Consider the following 17,091-nt stretch of genomic DNA (forward strand, 5'->3'; position numbering starts at 1 on the left):
CTGAGCGTACGCCCCGAGGTGATCCCTCGGGGCGTACGCCGTGGGAGGTCGGCTCAGCTGACGACGCAGGTCGCGGACACTCCGGCGGCGCCGTCGCCAGAGGCGAGGAACCCGAAGCTCGCCGTACCGCCGGCCGGCAGGCCGCCGTTCCAGCTCGCGTTGCCGGCGGTGGCTACCGCGCCGGTCTGGGTCACGGTGGCGTTCCATGCCTGGTTGATCTGCTGGCCGCCGCCGAGGGTGAGCGTCGTGGTCCACGCCGACGTCGCCGTCGGGCCGGTGTTGCGCACACTCACCTCGCCCTGGAAGCCGCCGTTCCACTGGCTGACCACCCGGTAGATGGCCGTGCAGTTCCCGCCGGCCGGCGGCGTGGTCGGCGCGACAGTCGGGGTCGGGGTGACCGGAGGTGTGGTCGGGGCTACCGTCGGCGTCGGCGTCGGACTACCGGTCGTGCTCGGGGTCGGGGTCGGTGTGGCGGTGCCGAGGAGTCGTGCGATCGCCGGTGCGAACCGGTCGGCCATCTTGCGGAAGCCCGCGTCGTTGGGGTGTACGCCGTCGCCGGTGTCGGTGGCGGCGTCGAACCCGGTCCACTGGTCCACGACGGCGATCGGTGACCGGGTCGTCGTCAGACCGGCGGCCCAGCCGACGATACGGCTGTTCAGCGTGACCGTGTCGGCCGGGCAGGTGGCGCAGCCGTGATGCGGGATGATCTGCGCGACCAAGAGCTTCATGTCCGGGTTGTGCGCCCGCATCTGCCCGACCAGGGTGGTGAACGCGGCCATGATGGTGTCCATCGACTGCCAGCCACCCCACAGGTCGTTGGTGCCCAGGTGCATTACCACGATGTCCGGATCGGCCGCAGCCAGCCACGGTGGCAGCTGGTTGTTGTTGGCGATGCCGACCGCCGAGAAGCCGCCGTGGCCCTCGTGGTCGGGGTCGTACGAGAAGCCGTAGTTGCAGCTGCCGCCGTCGGAGGCGCTGCCGACGAAGTCGATGTCGGTGTGCCCGGCGCGGCGCAGCTGGTCCCAGACCAGGGCCCGCCAGCAGCCGGGGCCGGCGGTGATCGAGTCACCGAGCGGCATGATCCGCACCGGGGTGGCGGCCGAGGCCGCAGGCACAGGCACCGCCACCAGCGTCAGCCCGAGGGCCATGGCGAGGGTTGCGAGCACCGCGTACACAGTGGTTCGTCGTGACATGGTCGATCCTTCCGAATGTCGCACCGACGTCGGCGGCCCGGGGAAGCGGTGACCGCCGGCACGGCGAGTGGGGATCGCCGATGGGAGCGCACCCTCAGCTTTGTTTATAATCCCTACTAAGTCAACGATCGATCCTGGTCGGTGACCCGGAACCCACGTCGGAGTCCCATATGCGGGCAACATCCGCCTCGGTGATCCCGTACCCGGTGAACCGCTCCACCGCGACCAGTCCCTTCTCGACTCGGTCGCGGGGCACGTCGAAGTCGAGGCCGGCGATCGCGGGTCTGACAGGACGGGTACGGCCGCCGACGCCCAGAGACGACTGACGTCGACCGCCGAGACGGCTACCCTTCGTAGTGGTACCGGCAGGCGACGATCTCGACGTCTTCCTTGGTGATCCGGTACACGAGCCGGTGTTCGCGATCGATCCGGCGGGACCAGAATCCGGACAGCTCGCCACGAAGGGGTTCCGGCTTACCGATGCCCTCGTAACCGTTGCGCATCACGTCGGCAATAAGGTCGTTGATCCGTTTGATCAACTTTCGATCGGTATGACTGAGGTACTGGGCCCATGCCGTAGCGGCGAAGACCAGTCTCACGCAGCGTCCCGTTCGGCGGCTGGATCGACCAGCTCCCGCTCCTGCGCATCGCCGTTTTCCAGCTCCGCGATCGATCGCCGCAGGGCTGCGGCGTTGCTCGGGTTGCGGAGCAGGTACTCGGTCTCCTTCATCGACTCGTACTCGGCGAGCGGTACGATGACGACCGGCTCATGACCTGACCGGGTCACCACGACCTCCTCGGCGTCGTTGACGACGCTGTCGAGCTCGGCAGCCAGATTCTGCCTCAGCTGGGTGAAGTTCACCGTCCGCATGATCACCTCCGCAGGTACAGAAAATTGTACCCCAAGCGGCGGCTCCGGTCAGACCTCAGGAGTTGGGCCGGTCGCGCAGCACGTCGGCGATCATGCGGTGGCCCTGGGCTTCGAACCGCTCGTCGGCCACCCGGTACGCCCACCCGGCGGTGCCGATCGCCTCACGGACCTGGGTACGGTGCCACGCGTCGGCCGTACGCGGATCGGGCCCGTAGCCGTCGAGGAACGCCGCTTCGAGGCCCGGCGTACGGCGGAAGTCGTTGACCGCCAGTCGGGCGAAGTCGGTGTACGCGGGGCGCAGCGCCGCCCGGCCGAAGTCGATGACGCTGACCACGCCCCCGTCGACGAGCCAGTTGCGCGGATGCCAGTCGCCATGGGTGGGTACCAGGGTCGCGGCCGGGGTCGGCCAGCGGGCGATCTCGGCGCGCAACCGCCGTACCGTGTCGTCGTCGATCCGGTGCGGGCCGGCCAGCCAGGACAGCGACTTGGTGTTCTCGCGCCGCTCGTAGTCGACGTCCGTGGCAGCGGTCTGGGCGTGCAGCAGCGCGAGCAGCCGGCCGGCCTGCCGGTGGACGTCCGGGTCGTCTGCGTGTCCGCTGCCGAGCGCCAGCTCCCCCGGCAGGAACCGGGTGACCAGCAGCTTCGCTTCGACGCTGCCGTACGCCATCAGCGGAGCACGGCCGATCCTGGTCCACGGGCGCAGCCAGTGCCGGTGGGCGTGCAGTTCGCGAGCGAGATGATGGTCGTCGTCACCGCCGGCCTTGACGATGAACCGCGACCCGGCCTGCGTCACTTCCAGTACAGTGGTCGCCACGAAGCCCCAGCTGTGGTCCCGCTCGACGATCGCGCCGGGCAGCCAGCGGTCCAGCAACGACCGCTGCCGCCGGGTGAACGTGCCGAGCGCCGAGTCCACAGCTCCGGATCATACGGTCGGGCGCACAGCCATGCAGATTGCCGGCTTGTCAGTTCGTGCAAAGCTCAGTTCGCGCAAAGCGCGCTGACCGTGACGTTGTAGACGTGCCAGGAGCCGTCCGGCGCGGTGAACACCTTGCTGGAGTTCGTCGCCCAGTTCGCACAGGCCACCCCGACGGCGAGAATGTCGGCTCGAGCGGCCTGGGACCCGTTCTGGATCGCGATGGTCGAGCTGGCACCGCTGCCCTGTCGGGTAGCCGAGCGCGCGACGGTATACGACGGCGGCGGGGCAGGTACGCAGTAGCCGGTGGCTGTCGCCTCGTAGATGTACGCCGAACCGTCGGGCGCGGTGTAGAGATGTCGCGGCGCCGGGACCGTGACGTTGCTGCAGGTCTCGCCGAGGCTCGCGGCGAGCGAGGTGAGGGCGGCGCGAGCGTTGTTGGCCGCGGACTGCTGCCCGGAGGCTGGGCTCGGTCCCCACCCGGTGGCCGTGGCCGACCGCCACGTGGCGGCCTGCGCCGCCGTCGCCGGGAGCGCGAAGAGTCCCATGGTGGCAGCCAGAGCGACGACCATCAGCCGGCGGATCAGTCCGCCCGTTCGGTTGTCGGAACCGTTCATGAGTTCTCCCTTTCGGCCCTGTATTCGCTACGCCGACCCAATTGATCAGACGTCATCACTGTGATGCTAGTCAATGCATTAGCTTTTCGACAGAGGACGTCGTCCACTTTGCTCGAGTCATCCGGCGGCCCGGCCGGGGCCGGCCCGGCACACCGGACGGCCTGGACGGCGAAGGCGGTGTTGACTTCGAGCGCGCTCACAGTGGGAACCTTTCGCCGTACCCGAGATTCGACGGAAGGAACGTAGGGCGATGGAGAAGCGAACCCTCGGCAGCCTCGGACCGGTCAGCGTCCTCACCCTCGGCGGGGGTGGGCTGGGCCAGGTCTGGGGCACCACCGACCGGGACGAGGCGGTGGCGACCGTACGGGAGGCGGTCGACGCCGGCATCGACCTGCTCGACGTCGCCCCCGGCTACGGCGACGGCGAAGCGGAACGGGTGGTCGGCGCGGCGTACGGTGGCAGCCTGCCGGCCGGCGTACGGGTCGTCACCAAGTGCGGGCTTGGCAACCCGGCCGCCGGTGACGTCGCGGCCCTAGTGGAGAAGTCCCTCGACGACAGCCTGGAGCGCATGCGGCTGTCCACGGTCGACGTATTGCTGCTGCACAACCCGATCGTGGCGCAGGCCGCGCCGGGCACGACCGGAGTGACCTCGGCGGACCTGTTCGACGAGGCCGTCCGACCAGCGTTCGAGGACCTGGTCCGGCGCGGCCGGATCGGCGCCTGGGGAATCACCGCCGTCGAGGAGCCGGACGCGATCATCCGGGTGTTCGGCGAGCAGCCGCCGCCGGCGGTCGCCCAGTGTGTGACGAACCTGCTCGACTCCCCCGGCGATCTGCTGCGGCCGGACGGCGAGGGCTCCCGGCCACTCGACATCCTGTCGGCCGCCGGCCGGTACGGCGTCGGGGTGATGGGTATCCGCGCGGTCGCGGCCGGCGCGTTCACCGACGCCGTGGACCGAGACCTGCCGCCAGAGCATCCGACCATGGTGGACTTCGAGCGGGCCGCGCCGCTGCGCGATCTGGCCGGTGAGCTGGGTGAGTCCGCCGCGTCGCTGGCGCACCGGTACACGCTGTCGATGCCGGGCGTCGACACCGTCGTCCTCGGCGTGAAGAACCGCGTCGAGCTGCGGGAGTGCCTCGCGGCGGCGGCCGCCGGCGCGCTCTCGGCCGACCTGATGGCGACCATCGACGCCCGCGTCGGCGCTCAGACACCCAAGTAGCGGGGCGGCACCGCGTCGGTGAGCCATACCCCGTTTGCGCTGCGGTAAAAGCTGCGGTAAACAGGTGGCCGTCTCGCGCCATCGCCGCCGCGTTGACGGTGAGGACCACGACGCCACCGGCCCGTCGGGCACCGACCCGACGGGCCGTGTCGGTGTCGGCCGACAGGTGCACGTGGTGTCGCCGGGCCCGGTGCAGCCCGGTGGCCCGGATCGAGTCGAGCGCGGCGGCGGTCGTGCCGTGGTAGAGCCGTTCCGGCGGTGGCTGCGCGACCAGCCCCAGGTCGATCCGGACCGAGTGTCCCTGGTTGGCCCGGATCTGCTCGGTGCCGTCGGGGTCGCGGCGCAGCGCCAGCAACATCCGTTTACTCAATTTGACCAATACCTTGTCGTTCGCACCGGCATTGTCGCCGTACGGCGCACCCGCCCGCATCGGCATTGTCGCCAGCCCAGCACGCCCCACCAGAGCATCACCGGTAGATGCAGGACGTAGCCGAGCTGTTCCACCGCGGCGGAGGCCCGGCGGTCCCGGTCGTCCAGGGCAGGACCACGGCGGCGAGGCCGGACGCCGTGGCGGCCATCCCGGCCCGCCGTAGCCCGGTCGGCACCGCTGTGTCGGACGCGGCCACCACGGTCGCGGCCACCCAGAGCAGCCCGGCCAGGTTGACCATCCACTTCGCGGTGAGCAGCACGCCTTCCGCCACGGCGGCGGCAGCGGGTTCGGTGGGGTCGGCGGCGAGCTGGGTGACCGCCAGGTTCCCGGCGTCGTGCAGCAGCCCGGCCAGGCCGGCACCGGCCAACAGCCCACCGGCCGGTGCCGCCAGATGGGAGCGGGTGCCGTCAGCACGCGCGGCCAGCACCAGACCGGCGGCGAGCAGGGCGAGCCAGCCGATCACGTCGAAGGCCAACTCGATCAGGTGTAGTTCGACCCGGGCGTGCACGGCCGCCAGCACGGCGGCCGGGTCGGCCGAATTCAGGGTCAACCCGGATGGCACGACAATGCCGACACCGGCGAGCATGGCAAGCAACGACCCCAGCAGCAGTACGCCCGTCAGCCGGGCGGCGGAATCGCGTTCAACGGCACTCATGGCGGCACGCTAGAACCCTGCCGCAGGGGCAGAGTCAATGCGACGGAGCAGGAGGACACCGGCGTGTGGCGGATCGGCGAGGTGGCGCGCATGGTCGGAGTGTCCGAACGCACCCTGCGTCACTACGACAAGATCGGGCTGCTACCGCCGGCATCGACGGACCAGCTCACCGGCTACCGCTGGTACGGCGTTGCCGAACTGTCCCGGCTGGAACGCATCCGTGGCCTGCAACGGCTCGGGCTGTCGCTGCGCCATATCGCCGAACTGCTGGACGCCCCCGACGCCCAGCTGCGGCAGGCCCTGGTCGAGACCGTGGCGGCACTGCGCGACGACATCGCCGCCCGTACGGCGACGGTAGCCGCCGCCGAGGACCACCTCGCCGGTACGGCGTCGGTGCTGCCGCAGGTCGCCCGGGTCGGCACGCGCCGGCTGCGGATGCGTCACGTACGGGTGGCCGATCCCGCCGAGCTTGCTGTGCTGTGTCCGCGACCGCCGACGGTGCTGCTGACCTGGCTTCGCGGCTGGCCGGAGCGGGGTTTCCGGGCGGCGGTGGCGACCGACAGGTCCGGCGAGCGGCTCGACCTGCCCGCCCGTACCGTCGTCCGGGCCGTCGTGCCGCCGACGAGTGGCGTGGTCCGCGCCGGACTCGACCTGTTCGCCTGGCTGCCTCGCCAGCACCTGACGGTCGCCGGTCCCACGACGGAGGATCACCTGGTCGACGGCGACGGTGCCGCTGTCACCGTCCTGGAGATCCCGGTCGCGGCATGCCCGGACCGGCAGGCCCGCCCGGCCAGGTAAACGGGGCCGAAGTGTCAGCCGGGTATGGTTACCTACCGCTATGCCACACCCGATCATGTTCGACGACGCCGATCCGCTGCTCGCCGAGGTACGCCGGCTCGCGCTGGCCTTCCCCGACGCCGCCGAGAAGATCTCGCACGGCCATCCGGCGTTCTACACCACCAAGGTGTTCGCCTACTACGGCGGCTCGGTGAAGGTCGACGGCGTCTACCAGCAGCACGATCACTCCGTACTGGTGCTGGTGGACCCGGACGAGCGGGCGGCGCTGCTGGCCGAGCCGCGATGCTATGCCCCGGCGTACCTGGCCAGCTCCGGCTGGGTCGGGGTGGACCTGGCCGACGACACCGACTGGGCGGAGATCGGCGAACTGCTCGACGCCAGCTACCGGCGGACCGCCGGGCCCCGCCGGATCGCCCGACTCGACGCCCGGCCGATCCGCTAGCAGCCGACATTGTCGAGGAGTCCCACGACATGATCCTGAAAGCGGTGCAGACATGGAGCTGAGCCCCACCCCTCGCTGGCGCAAGTCGACCCGCAGCAACCCCGCTGGCGGCAACTGTGTCGAGGTCGCCGACAACCTCCCCGGTCGGGTCCACGTCCGCGACACCAAGGACCGCGACGGCTGCACCCTGACCTTCGCCCCCGCTGCCTGGTCCGCCTTCGTCACCCTGGCCAAGACCACGTCCGTACGCTGACCCGGCCACGCCGACTGTGAGGTGGGTCAGCCAGTGAGGAAGCGGTGGGCGTTTCCGCCGCGTAGGGCGACCCGCTGGTCGGCGGTGAGGAAGTCCGCCTTGTCGACCACCGCGCCGACCGGCCGCTCCCCCAATGGGTACGGGTAGTCGCTGCCCAGCAGCACCTGGTCGGCACCCATCGTGTCGACCAGCAGCCGCAGCGCCGCCGGGTCGAACACCACCGAGTCGACGTAGAACCGGTCCAGGTAGTGGCTGGGCGGGTGCGCCGAGCGGCCGCGTACCACGTCGCCGCGCCGGTGCCAGGCGTTGTCGGCGCGGCCCAGCCAGAACGGGAAGCTGCCGCCGCCGTGGGCGAAGCAGATCCGCAGCGTACGGGGCAGCTGGTCGAAGCCGCCGCCGAGGATCAGCGCCAGGATCGACAGGTGGGTCTCGGCGGGCATACCGGACAGCCACCGGGCCATCCACCGGTCCAGCCGGGGCCCGGACGGCATGTCCCACGGATGGACGAAGACCGGTGCGCCGGCGTCGGCGCAGTGCCGCAGGAAGGCGACGATGCCAGCGTCGTCGAGGTCGCGGTCACCGACGTGGTTGCCGATCTCTACCCCGGCATGCCCGGCGGCGAGGCAGCGGTCCAGTTCGGCGCAGGCCGCGTCCGGGTCCTGCAACGGCACCTGGCAGAACGGCACCAGCCGGCCACCGCCAGCGGCGGTGACCTCCAGCGTCAGGTCGTTGAAGATCCGCGCCACCTTGACCGCCTGATCGGCCGGTCGGTCGTAGGCGAAGAACACCGGCGTCGGCGAGACCACCTGCACGTCGACCCCGTCGGCGGCCATATCGGCCAGCCGGGTGGGCGGGTCCCAGGTCTGCGGGCCGACCGGCCGGAACTCCGTCTGACCCACCATGATCATGGCGGCGCGTTCGGAGTCGATCCGCAGCCACGGCCAGCCGGTCCCGCCGCAGGCGGCGGCGAGATCCGGCCAGCCCTTGGGCACCAGGTGGGTGTGGACGTCGATGGTCCGCTCGGCGACGGTCACGGCACTACTCAGCCCTTGCCCGGGTGCAGGGCACCGCACTTGTCGCAGGTACGGGCGGACTCGTCACCGTAGAAGGCGGTGAACACCGGCGGCAGGTCGGCGACGATGTCACGTACCTGCAGCTCGACGGAGTGCACCAGGTTGCCGCAGTCGAGGCAGTACCACTGGAACTTCTCCAGGGTGCCCTCCTCGCGGACCCGCTCGATGACGACCCCGATCGAGCCTGGCTCGGGGCGTTGCGGCGAGTGCGGTACGAATCCGGGCAGCACCCACATCTGACCTTCCCGGATGTGCACCGTCTGCGGACCGTCGTCGGTCATCAGGTTGACGTGCATGTTGCCTTTGACCTGGTAGAAGAACTCCTCGTACGGGTCGACGTGGAAGTCGGTGCGCTGGTTGGGGCCGCCGACGACCTGCACGATGAAATCGTCGCCGGTGGGGAACAGCTGCTTGTTGTTCACCGGCGGCTTGAGCAGATGCTCGTTCTCGCTGACCCAGTGGGGGAAGTTGACCGGTTCGGCGATGTCGCTCACGGGTGTCACTCCTTCCGGGTGGAGGCGTCGGCCGGTGCCACGGCGATGGCCTGGATCTCGATGAGTAGGTGTGGGTGGGGTAGTTGGTGGACGGCGACGGTGGTGCGGGTGGGTCCGGTGTGGTCGAAGTGTTCGGCCCAGATCTGGTTGTAGCCGCCGAAGTCGTTCATGTTGGTCAGGTAGGTGGTGACGGAGACGAGGTCGGTGAGGCTGGCGCCGGCGGCGGTGAGCAGGTCGGCGATGTTGGCGATGACGGCGCGGGTCTGTTCGCGGATGTCGAGTTGGGTGGTGCCGTAGGCGTCGACGGTGGCGCCGGCGATGGTGTTGTCGGGGCGGCGGCTGGAGGTGCCGGAGACGAAGATGAACCCGCCGGCGACCTTGACGTGTGGGAACGCCCCACGCGGGGTGGCCTTGCCGGCGACCAGGTGCGCGGTCACGGCGTACCTCCGATCGTGGTGAAGGCGGCGGTGCCGAGCCCTTGCACAGTGGCCCGCACGTGGACGCCGCGTGGGAGGGGGACGGCGGCGGTGGCCGCGCCGGCCAGGAAGATCCAGCCTGGTTGGAGGGCCGGGCCGTGCCGGTCGGCCAGCGCGACGCCGGCGGCGAGGGCCCGGCGGGGGTCGCCGAGGATGGCCGCCGTCGACCCGGTCTGCACTGTGCGTCCGTCCACGTCCAGCAGTACGCCGAGATTGTCGACGCCGGCCGGGACCGGCTGCCACGGCCCGATGGTGAACAGGGCGGCCGAGGTGTTGTCGGCGATCACATCAGGCAGCGAAAAGGTGAAGTCGGCGTACCGGGAGTCGATGACCTCCAGGGCGGGGGCGACGGCCCGGACCGCGTCGGTGAACGGCATCCCGGGGGTCGGCGGACGGTCCAGCAGGAAGGCGATCTCCGGTTCGACGCGGGGGTGGATCAGCCCGGAGATGTCGACGCTGCCGCCGTCGGGTACGGCGGTGGCGTCGGTGAGCTGGCCGAGGATCGGGGAGTCGACGCCGACCTGCGCCATCTTCGCCTTGCTCGTCAGCCCCATCTTCGCACCGACGAGCCGTTCACCACGGCCGGTACGGCGGGCGATCAGCGCCTGCTGCACCGCGTAGGCGGTGTCGACGTCGACGCCGTACGCCTCGGCGAGTTGCGGGATCGGGGTGCCGGTGACCGCCGCGTCGTCGAGCCGGGCGGCCAACCCGGCGAGGTCGACGTCTGTGCTGGTCACTGCACACCTCCGTGGGCGGTGCGGGGGGTGTCGGCGAGGTCGAGGGCGACGTCGGTGATCATGTCTTCCTGGCCGCCGACCATCCGTCGGCGGCCGAGTTCGATCAGGATGGACCGCACGTCCAGGTTGTAGCGGTCGGCGGCGCGTTCGGCGTGGCGCAGGAAGCTGGAGTAGACGCCGGCGTAGCCCAGCGACAGGGTTTCCCGGTCGACGCGGACCGGCCGGTCCTGCAACGGCCGGACCAGGTCCTCGGCGGCGTCCATCAGCGCGAACGTGTCGCAGCCGTGTTCCCAGCCGTGCAGGTCGGCGACGGCGGTGAACACTTCCAGGGGGGCGTTGCCGGCCCCGGCGCCCATGCCGGCGAGGGAGGCGTCGACCCGGGTGGTGCCATGCTCGACGGCGATCACGCTGTTGGCCACGCCCAGCGACAGGTTGTGGTGGGCGTGGATACCGATCTGCGTGTGCGGGTCGAGGACCTGCCGGTAGGCGTCGACCCGCTGGGCGACGTCGGTCATCAGCAGCCGGCCGCCGGAGTCGGTGACGTAGACGCAGTGCGCCCCGTACGACTCCATCAGTTTGGCCTGCCCGGCGAGCCCTTCCGGGGTGTTCATGTGCGCCATCATCAGGAACCCGGCGACGTCCATACCGTGGTCGCGGGCCCAGCCGATGTGTTGGGCGGCGACGTCGGCCTCGGTGCAGTGGGTGGCGATCCGCACACTGGTCACCCCGAGGTCGCGGGCCGCTTTCAGGTCGTCGATGGTGCCGATGCCGGGCAGCAGCAACGTGGTCAACGTCGCCCGGTCGACCACGTCGGCGGCAGCACGGATCCAGTCGGCGTCCGACGCCGCGCCGTGGCCGTAGGTGACGCTGGAGCCGGCCAGGCCGTCGCCGTGGGCGACCTCGATCGCGTCCACCCCGGCCGCGTCCAACGCCGCCGCGATCGCCCGGACCTGCCCGACGGTGTAGCGGTGCCTGATGGCGTGCATGCCGTCGCGCAACGTGACGTCCTGGACGTACAGCCGGGTCATGACCGTGCCTCCGCTCGGACAGCGACCAGACGTTCCGCTGTGCGCAAAGCGGCCGAGGTCATGATGTCGAGGTTGCCGGCGTACGCGGGCAGGTAGTGCCCGGCACCGGAGACCTCCAGGAACACCGACACCTGGGTGCCGACGAAGTGGCCGCCCAACGCCGGAACGTACGCGTCGACCGGGTCGAACTGCACCGCCTGTTTGAGTCGGTAGCCGGGCACATAGCCGGCGACCGACCCGACCATCGCCTCGACGGAGTCGGCCACCCGGCCGGTGTCGACGCCGGCCGGGACCAGGCAGTAGACGGTGTCACGCATCAACAGCGGCGGATCCGCCGGGTTCAACACGATGATCGCCTTACCCGTACCGGCACCGCCGACGACCTCCAGGGCGCGGGCGGTGGTCTGGGTGAACTCGTCGATGTTCGCCCGGGTGCCCGGACCCGCCGACCGCGACGCGATCGAGGCGACGATCTCCGCGTACGCCACCGGCGCCACCGCCGCGACGGCGGCGACGACCGGAACGGTGGCCTGCCCACCACAGGTGACCATGTTGACGTTCGGCTCGCCCAGGTGCGCGTCCAGATTCACCGACGGCACCACGTACGGGCCGACCGCCGCCGGGGTCAGATCCACCACCGACCGGCCGTAAGCTCGCAGGACCTCGTCGTTGCGCCGGTGCGCACCCGCCGACGTGGCGTCGAACACCAACCCGACGTCGGCGAACTCGGGCAACGCCACCAGGCCGTCGACCCCCTCACTCGTGGTCGCCACGCCGAGCCGGCGGGCGCGGGCCAGCCCGTCGGATTCCGGGTCGATACCGACCATCGCCACCATCTCCAGCGACTCCGACAACCGCAACACCTTGATCATCAGATCGGTGCCGATGTTGCCCGACCCGACCACCGCCACCCCGACACCCACTACGACCCCTCCCCTGGCGACTCGCTACCGGCCGACCGGTCGGCCGGCTTCGCACTGAATCTGGTCCGCACCGAACCGAGCCCGCCGATCCGCGCCTCAAAGGCCGCCCCCGGGGTGACCGGCACCATCGGGCCGAGCGCACCGGACAGCACCAGGTCACCGGCCCGCAGCGGATCCCCGGCGGCGGCCATGGTCGAGGCCAGCCAGGCGACGGCGTGCACCGGATGGCCGAGGCAGGCCGCACCGGCACCCACCGACACCGGTTCACCCGCCGATTCGAGCACCATGCCGCACTCGCGCAGGTCCACCGAGGCCGGCGGCACCGGCCGGTCGCCGAGCACGAACAACCCCGACGACGCGTTGTCCGCCACGGTGTCCACGATCGAGATGTCCCACCCGGTGATCCGGGAGTCGACGATCTCGACCGCCGGCAGCAGGAAATCGGTGGCCCGCAGCACGTCGACCACGGTCGCCGGGCCGTCCGGCAGATCCGCGCCGAGCACGAACGCCACCTCCGCCTCCACCCTGGGCTGGATCAGCCCGGCCAGGTCGACCTCGTCACCATCCGCCACCGCCATGTCGGCGAAGAGCACCCCGAAGTCGGGCTGGTAGACGCCGAACGCGGCCTGCACCGCCGGCGCCGTCAGGCCGATCTTCGCCCCCACCCGGCGGCGGCCCGCGCCTGTCCAGCCGGCCACCGTCGCCCGTTGCACCGCGTACGCCGCCGCCACATCACCCGCCGGCAACAGCCGGTCCCGCAGCGGCGCACACGGCACCCCCGAGTCGTACGCCCCGGTCAACGCCGCGACAGCGGCCTCAACATCAACGGTCATGACATGTCCACACAGACGTTGGTCAGTTCGGAGTAGAAGCCCAGCGAGTGCACGCCACCCTCCCGACCCACCCCGGAGGCCTTCACCCCACCGAACGGGGTGCGCAGGTCCCGCAGGAACCAGGTGTTCACCCACACGATCCCGACGTCCAGACGCGATCCGGCCCGGTGCGCCCGCCCCACATCCCGGGTCCACACCGTCGCCGCCAACCCGTAGTCGGAGTCGTTGGCCAACGCGAACGCCTCCTCCTCCGAATCGAACGGGGCGACATGACAGACCGGGCCGAACACCTCCTCCCGCACCAGCCGCGCAGACTGCCCCAACCCGGTCAACACCGTCGGCTCCACGTACGCGCCACCGTCACGGGCGTCACCGAACACCGGCACACCACCACCAGCTCGTACGTCAGCGCCTTCGACGCGGGCCAGGTCGTAGAAACCCAACACCTTGTCCCGATGCCCCCGCGAGATCAACGGCATCGTCGCAATCGACTCGTCAGCCGGCCAACCCCACCGAACGTCGCGGGCGGCAGCCGCCAACCGGTCCACGAACTCGTCGAACACCGGCCGCTGCACATACAACCGCTCCGTACACAGACACACCTGACCGCCGTTGGTGAACGACGACCGCACCGAACCCGCCACCGCCGCGTCCAGATCCGCGTCGGCGAACACCAGACCGGCGTTCTTCCCGCCGAGCTCGAACGACACCGCCCTCACCCCGTCAGCCGCCGCCCGCATGATCGCCGACCCCGTCGCCGACTCACCCGTGAACGTGACCGCGTCCACCCCCGGATGCCGCGTCAACCACTCCCCCGCCGCCCCCGGCCCGAACCCGTGCACCACATTGAAAACCCCGTCCGGCACACCCACCGCCGCCATCACCTCGGCCAGCAACGTCGCCGACGCCGGAGTCTCCTCACTCGGCTTGACGACGACAGCGTTGCCGCAGGCCAGCGCAGGAGCCACCTTCCAGGTCAGCAACAGCAACGGCAGATTCCACGGCACGATGACCGCCACGACGCCGACAGGTTTGCGGACCGCGTAGTTCAACGCCCGACCACCCGACGGCGTCACCGTCGTGAACGACTCCGTCGGCGCGGTCGCGGCGATCTCCGCGAACGCCCGGAAATTCGCCGCCCCGCGCGGGATGTCCAGGGCCCGGGCCTGGCTGACCGGTTTGCCGGTGTCGGCGACCTCGGCGGCGACCAGGTCGTCGAAGCGGCGGTCCAACTCGTCGGCGACCGCCCGCAGCACCGCCGAGCGGTCCCGTTCGCCCATGCCGCCCCAGGGTCCGCGCACCGCCGACCGGGCCGCAGCTACGGCCGTGTCGACCGTCCCGGCGTCGGCCTCGGCGACCTCGAACACCGTCTCGCCGGTCACCGGCGACACCTTCGCAAACCGCTTCCCGACGTCGACGAACCGACCATCCACGAAGCTGCGCAGCAGGCCGGGACCGCCCGCCGCCGGCCGGCCGACGAGCAGATCGGGGTGCCACAGGGTCATGACCGTCCCTTTCGGAAAGACCGGGTGGCGGCGGCGCCGAGTGCCCCTACCAGCAGCGCCGCCGCCCCGGCCACCGTCGCCGCCAGCAGCTGGTGCTGGCGGCGGACCCGACGCCTGACCTCGGCGTACGGGATGGTGGTGAAGGAGACCATCTCGTAGCGGGACACGTAGCGCCCCGGCAGTGCCCGTTCCAGGGCGTGTTCGACCTTGCGGAACGTCTGGAACGTCGGGGAGGCGACCTTGTCGCGCATCTCGACGAAGTTCGCCAGCGCCATCTGTGCGATCGCCTCGGCGTTGGCCTGACGGCGGGACTGGTACAGCGGCAGCGCCGCCGCCCAGTCGCCGCCGGTGTCGTCGAGGCAGCGGTCGATCTCGACGACGTCCTCGAAGGCGCAGTTGGCACCCTGACCGTAGAATGGCACGACCGCGTGCGCGGCGTCGCCGAGCAGGGCCACCCGGCCGCCAACCTGCCACGGGTCGCAGCGCACCGTGCCGAGCAGGCCGACCGGGTTGTGCTGGTAGTCGTCGACCAGATGCGGCGTCAGCGGCGGCACGTCCGGGTAGTGCTCGCGGAAGTGCCGTTCGATCGCCGCCGGGCTGCTCAGCGAGGCGAAGCTCGACGTGCCGCCGGTCGGCCAGAACAGGGTGCAGGTGAAGGAGCGGTCCGGGTTCGGCAGGGCGATCATCATCGACGTGCCGCGCGGCCAGATGTGCAGCGCGCCGGGGTCGAGGGCATAGTCGCCGCCGACCGCCGGGATGGTCAGCTCCTTGTAGCCGTAGTCGAGGAAGTCGAGGCTCTCGTCTACCAGGCCGTGGGCCAGCAGCTGGCCGCGTACCGCCGAACCGGCGCCGTCGGCGCCGAGCACGACCCGCGCCGGCGCGCGGACCGTGCCCTGCGGGGTGTCGAAGGTCGCCTCGCCGGTGTCCGGGTCGAGGCCGACGAGCCGGTGGTCGAAGACGACGGTGACGCCGGGCGCGGCCTCGGCGGCGTCGAGCAGGGCGTTGTTGAGCGCGCCCCGGCTGATCGAGTTGATCGCCCGCTGCCCGTCGGCGCTGTACGGCTGGAAGTCCAGGTCCCCCGCGACCGGGTGGATCATCCGGCCGCGCATCGGCAGCGCCTCGGCGAGCACCTGGTCGGCCAGGCCGATGCGGCGCAGCGCGTCCAGGCCGCGTTCGGACAGCGCCAGGTTGATCGACCGACCGCGTTCGGCGGTGCCGCGTCGCGGGTCGGACCGTCGCTCGTAGAGGGTGACCGGCAGGCCCCGGCGGGCCAGGAAGCAGGCGAGCAGGCTGCCGGCCAGGCCGGCGCCGACCACCGCGACGGGTGCACGCTCAGACATCGTCGCCGCCTTCCGCCGGGAGGGTCGCGGCGAGCGCCCGGGCGGCCCGCCAGCAGTCGTGGTACGTCGAGTACAGCGGCACCGGGGCGAGCCGGACGATGTCCGGTTCCCGGGCGTCGGCGATCACCCCGTGTTCGTGGCGCAGGCGGGCGGTCAGCGTGCCCGCCCCCACCCCGCCACCGATTCGCAGGGACAGTTGGCAGCCGCGCCGGGCCGGGTCGCGGGGGGTGACGACGCTGACCGGCCGGCCCGGCAGCATCTCGTCGAGCAGCTGTTCGAGGTAGCCGGTGAGCCGTTCGCTGCGCTCGCGCAGCGCCGCCATGCCGACCTTGTCGAAGATCTGCAACGAGGTACGGACCGGACCCATGGCGAAGATCGGCGGGTTGGAGATCTGCCAGGCGTCGGCGCTGGCGGGTGGCCGCGACACCGGGGTCATCTCGAACCGGGTGGCTGGTTCCGTGCTCCACCAGCCTTCGAAGCGGGCCAGCGTCGGATCGCCGTGGTGGCGTTCGTGCACGTACGCGCCGGCGAGGGCACCCGGACCGGAGTTGAGGTACTTGTAGGAGCACCAGGCGGCGAAGTCGACACCCCAGTCGTGCAGCCGCAGCGAGACGTTGCCGGCGGCGTGCGCGAGGTCCCAGCCGACGATCGCGCCGACGGCCCGGCCCGCCTCGGTGATCGTCGGGATGTCCAGCAGCTCACCGGTGAGGTAGTTGACCCCGCCGAGCAGCACCAGCGCCACCCGGTCGCCGTCGGTGCGCAGGTAGTCGACGACGTCTTCGGTGCGCAGCGTGTCCTCGCCGGAACGGGGCCGCAGCCGGATCACCGTACAGTCGGGGTCGAGGCCGTGGAAAGCGGCCTGGCTGCGCACCGCGTAGCTGTCCGACGGGAACGCCGAGTCCTCGATGACGATCCGGGTGCGCTCGCCGGCCGGCCGGTAGAACGACACCATCAGCAGGTGCAGGTTGACCGTCAGCGAGTTCATCACCACGGCCTCGCTGGGCAGGGCGCCGACCAGTCGCGCGGCCGGCTCGGTGAGAAGCGCGTGGTACGGCAGCCACGGCCGGCCGGCTTCGAGGTGGCCTTCGACGCCGAGCCGGGCCCAGTCGTCGAGGTCGTCGAGCAGTTCGGCCCGGGTGGCCTTGGGTTGCAGGCCGAGGGAGTTGCCGGCGAAGTAGGCCGCCTCGGCGTACTGCCCGCCGCTGGCCGGCGGGATGTGGAACAGGTCGCGGTGCCCGGGGTCGGCGGCGTCGCGGCGCCGGGCGTCGTCCTCTGTGAACATGCGGCAGCC

At 71.1% G+C, this 17,091-nt stretch carries 20 protein-coding genes and 1 pseudogene; 4 read left to right on the forward strand and 17 right to left on the reverse strand.

Going from position 1 to position 17,091, the window contains the following annotated elements:
- Nucleotides 1-53: 53 nt before the first annotated feature.
- The 5 genes from O7632_RS21605 to O7632_RS21625 all read right to left on the reverse strand — a co-directional run bounded on the left by O7632_RS21605 (nucleotide 54) and on the right by O7632_RS21625 (nucleotide 3,594).
- Nucleotides 54-1,193 (reverse strand): cellulose binding domain-containing protein, encoded by a 1,140-nt coding sequence (locus O7632_RS21605; protein WP_278116757.1) that lies wholly within the window; start codon nucleotides 1,191-1,193, stop codon nucleotides 54-56.
- A 344-nt stretch (nucleotides 1,194-1,537) separates the two neighbouring features.
- Complete coding sequence (locus tag O7632_RS21610) at nucleotides 1,538-1,792, reverse strand: Txe/YoeB family addiction module toxin (RefSeq protein WP_278116758.1); 255 nt, start codon at nucleotides 1,790-1,792, stop codon at nucleotides 1,538-1,540.
- Nucleotides 1,789-2,064 (reverse strand): type II toxin-antitoxin system prevent-host-death family antitoxin, encoded by a 276-nt coding sequence (locus tag O7632_RS21615; RefSeq protein ID WP_278116759.1) that lies wholly within the window; start codon nucleotides 2,062-2,064, stop codon nucleotides 1,789-1,791. The genes O7632_RS21610 and O7632_RS21615 overlap by 4 nt, the downstream gene beginning before the upstream one ends.
- A 55-nt stretch (nucleotides 2,065-2,119) precedes the next feature.
- Entirely contained in the window at nucleotides 2,120-2,977 is an 858-nt protein-coding gene (locus O7632_RS21620) for a phosphotransferase (protein ID WP_278116760.1), read from the reverse strand.
- A gap of 65 nt (nucleotides 2,978-3,042) precedes the next feature.
- Nucleotides 3,043-3,594 carry a hypothetical protein gene (locus O7632_RS21625; protein ID WP_278116761.1) on the reverse strand — a complete coding sequence of 184 codons (552 nt, stop codon included), beginning with the start codon at nucleotides 3,592-3,594 and terminating at the stop codon, nucleotides 3,043-3,045.
- A gap of 250 nt (nucleotides 3,595-3,844) precedes the next feature.
- Here O7632_RS21625 and O7632_RS21630 point away from each other — a divergent pair, with 250 nt between their 5' ends.
- Nucleotides 3,845-4,813 carry an aldo/keto reductase gene (locus O7632_RS21630; RefSeq protein WP_278116762.1) on the forward strand — a complete coding sequence of 323 codons (969 nt, stop codon included), beginning with the start codon at nucleotides 3,845-3,847 and terminating at the stop codon, nucleotides 4,811-4,813.
- Nucleotides 4,814-4,928: 115 nt separating this feature from the next.
- Here O7632_RS21630 and O7632_RS21635 read toward each other — a convergent pair.
- Both O7632_RS21635 and O7632_RS21640 read right to left on the reverse strand, forming a co-directional pair.
- Nucleotides 4,929-5,249, reverse strand: a pseudogene (locus O7632_RS21635) (RNA 2'-phosphotransferase); the annotation flags it as partial.
- Between the two features lie 31 nt (nucleotides 5,250-5,280).
- Nucleotides 5,281-5,898, reverse strand: a complete 618-nt coding sequence (locus tag O7632_RS21640; RefSeq protein WP_278116763.1) for a hypothetical protein — start codon at nucleotides 5,896-5,898, stop codon at nucleotides 5,281-5,283.
- A gap of 63 nt (nucleotides 5,899-5,961) precedes the next feature.
- Here O7632_RS21640 and O7632_RS21645 point away from each other — a divergent pair, with 63 nt between their 5' ends.
- Genes O7632_RS21645 through O7632_RS21655 form a run of 3 tightly spaced genes read left to right on the forward strand, consistent with a single transcriptional unit; the run spans nucleotide 5,962 to nucleotide 7,391 of the window.
- Nucleotides 5,962-6,696 carry a MerR family transcriptional regulator gene (locus O7632_RS21645; RefSeq protein WP_278116764.1) on the forward strand — a complete coding sequence of 245 codons (735 nt, stop codon included), beginning with the start codon at nucleotides 5,962-5,964 and terminating at the stop codon, nucleotides 6,694-6,696.
- A 40-nt stretch (nucleotides 6,697-6,736) separates the two neighbouring features.
- Complete coding sequence (locus tag O7632_RS21650) at nucleotides 6,737-7,138, forward strand: MmcQ/YjbR family DNA-binding protein (protein ID WP_278116765.1); 402 nt, start codon at nucleotides 6,737-6,739, stop codon at nucleotides 7,136-7,138.
- 52 nt (nucleotides 7,139-7,190) lie between these two features.
- Nucleotides 7,191-7,391, forward strand: coding sequence for a DUF397 domain-containing protein (locus O7632_RS21655; protein WP_278116766.1), 201 nt, complete (start codon nucleotides 7,191-7,193; stop codon nucleotides 7,389-7,391).
- 26 nt (nucleotides 7,392-7,417) lie between these two features.
- Here O7632_RS21655 and O7632_RS21660 read toward each other — a convergent pair whose 3' ends face one another.
- The 10 genes from O7632_RS21660 to kynU are packed head-to-tail and all read right to left on the reverse strand — an operon-like array spanning nucleotide 7,418 to nucleotide 17,082.
- Nucleotides 7,418-8,425, reverse strand: a complete 1,008-nt coding sequence (locus tag O7632_RS21660; RefSeq protein WP_278116767.1) for an amidohydrolase family protein — start codon at nucleotides 8,423-8,425, stop codon at nucleotides 7,418-7,420.
- An 8-nt stretch (nucleotides 8,426-8,433) separates the two neighbouring features.
- Entirely contained in the window at nucleotides 8,434-8,958 is a 525-nt protein-coding gene (locus O7632_RS21665) for a 3-hydroxyanthranilate 3,4-dioxygenase (RefSeq protein WP_278116768.1), read from the reverse strand.
- 5 nt (nucleotides 8,959-8,963) lie between these two features.
- Nucleotides 8,964-9,395 (reverse strand): RidA family protein, encoded by a 432-nt coding sequence (locus O7632_RS21670; protein WP_278116769.1) that lies wholly within the window; start codon nucleotides 9,393-9,395, stop codon nucleotides 8,964-8,966.
- Nucleotides 9,392-10,171, reverse strand: coding sequence for a fumarylacetoacetate hydrolase family protein (locus tag O7632_RS21675; protein ID WP_278116770.1), 780 nt, complete (start codon nucleotides 10,169-10,171; stop codon nucleotides 9,392-9,394). The genes O7632_RS21670 and O7632_RS21675 overlap by 4 nt, the downstream gene beginning before the upstream one ends.
- Nucleotides 10,168-11,199, reverse strand: coding sequence for a 4-hydroxy-2-oxovalerate aldolase (gene dmpG / locus O7632_RS21680; protein ID WP_278115979.1), 1,032 nt, complete (start codon nucleotides 11,197-11,199; stop codon nucleotides 10,168-10,170). The genes O7632_RS21675 and dmpG overlap by 4 nt, the downstream gene beginning before the upstream one ends.
- Nucleotides 11,196-12,122 (reverse strand): acetaldehyde dehydrogenase (acetylating), encoded by a 927-nt coding sequence (locus O7632_RS21685; RefSeq protein WP_278115977.1) that lies wholly within the window; start codon nucleotides 12,120-12,122, stop codon nucleotides 11,196-11,198. Before O7632_RS21685 ends, dmpG begins: the two co-directional genes overlap by 4 nt.
- Complete coding sequence (locus O7632_RS21690) at nucleotides 12,122-12,955, reverse strand: fumarylacetoacetate hydrolase family protein (RefSeq protein WP_278115975.1); 834 nt, start codon at nucleotides 12,953-12,955, stop codon at nucleotides 12,122-12,124. The genes O7632_RS21685 and O7632_RS21690 overlap by 1 nt, the downstream gene beginning before the upstream one ends.
- Complete coding sequence (locus O7632_RS21695; RefSeq protein WP_278116771.1) at nucleotides 12,952-14,460, reverse strand: 2-hydroxymuconic semialdehyde dehydrogenase; 1,509 nt, start codon at nucleotides 14,458-14,460, stop codon at nucleotides 12,952-12,954. Before O7632_RS21695 ends, O7632_RS21690 begins: the two co-directional genes overlap by 4 nt.
- Nucleotides 14,457-15,800: an NAD(P)/FAD-dependent oxidoreductase gene (locus tag O7632_RS21700; RefSeq protein ID WP_278116772.1), complete on the reverse strand. Its 1,344-nt coding sequence runs from the start codon at nucleotides 15,798-15,800 to the stop codon at nucleotides 14,457-14,459. The genes O7632_RS21695 and O7632_RS21700 overlap by 4 nt, the downstream gene beginning before the upstream one ends.
- Complete coding sequence (kynU, locus tag O7632_RS21705) at nucleotides 15,793-17,082, reverse strand: kynureninase (RefSeq protein ID WP_278116773.1); 1,290 nt, start codon at nucleotides 17,080-17,082, stop codon at nucleotides 15,793-15,795. Before kynU ends, O7632_RS21700 begins: the two co-directional genes overlap by 8 nt.
- Between the last annotated feature and the right edge of the window lie 9 nt (nucleotides 17,083-17,091).

Origin of the sequence: Solwaraspora sp. WMMD406, from assembly GCF_029626025.1 — a bacterium.
Lineage (GTDB): Bacteria > Actinomycetota > Actinomycetes > Mycobacteriales > Micromonosporaceae > Micromonospora_E.

Excerpts from the sequence above, each read along its gene's own strand:
- O7632_RS21605 (WP_278116757.1), bottom strand. The coding sequence starts at position 1,193 with ATGTCACGACGAACCACTGTGTACGCGGTGCTCGCAACCCTCGCCATG.
- O7632_RS21615 (WP_278116759.1), bottom strand. The coding sequence starts at position 2,064 with ATGCGGACGGTGAACTTCACCCAGCTGAGGCAGAATCTGGCTGCCGAG.
- O7632_RS21625 (WP_278116761.1), bottom strand. The coding sequence starts at position 3,594 with ATGAACGGTTCCGACAACCGAACGGGCGGACTGATCCGCCGGCTGATG.
- O7632_RS21630 (WP_278116762.1), top strand. The coding sequence starts at position 3,845 with ATGGAGAAGCGAACCCTCGGCAGCCTCGGACCGGTCAGCGTCCTCACC.
- O7632_RS21640 (WP_278116763.1), bottom strand. The coding sequence starts at position 5,898 with ATGAGTGCCGTTGAACGCGATTCCGCCGCCCGGCTGACGGGCGTACTG.
- O7632_RS21650 (WP_278116765.1), top strand. The coding sequence starts at position 6,737 with ATGCCACACCCGATCATGTTCGACGACGCCGATCCGCTGCTCGCCGAG.
- O7632_RS21655 (WP_278116766.1), top strand. The coding sequence starts at position 7,191 with ATGGAGCTGAGCCCCACCCCTCGCTGGCGCAAGTCGACCCGCAGCAAC.
- dmpG (WP_278115979.1), bottom strand. The coding sequence starts at position 11,199 with ATGACCCGGCTGTACGTCCAGGACGTCACGTTGCGCGACGGCATGCAC.
- O7632_RS21690 (WP_278115975.1), bottom strand. The coding sequence starts at position 12,955 with ATGACCGTTGATGTTGAGGCCGCTGTCGCGGCGTTGACCGGGGCGTAC.
- O7632_RS21695 (WP_278116771.1), bottom strand. The coding sequence starts at position 14,460 with ATGACCCTGTGGCACCCCGATCTGCTCGTCGGCCGGCCGGCGGCGGGC.
- O7632_RS21700 (WP_278116772.1), bottom strand. The coding sequence starts at position 15,800 with ATGTCTGAGCGTGCACCCGTCGCGGTGGTCGGCGCCGGCCTGGCCGGC.
- kynU (WP_278116773.1), bottom strand. The coding sequence starts at position 17,082 with ATGTTCACAGAGGACGACGCCCGGCGCCGCGACGCCGCCGACCCCGGG.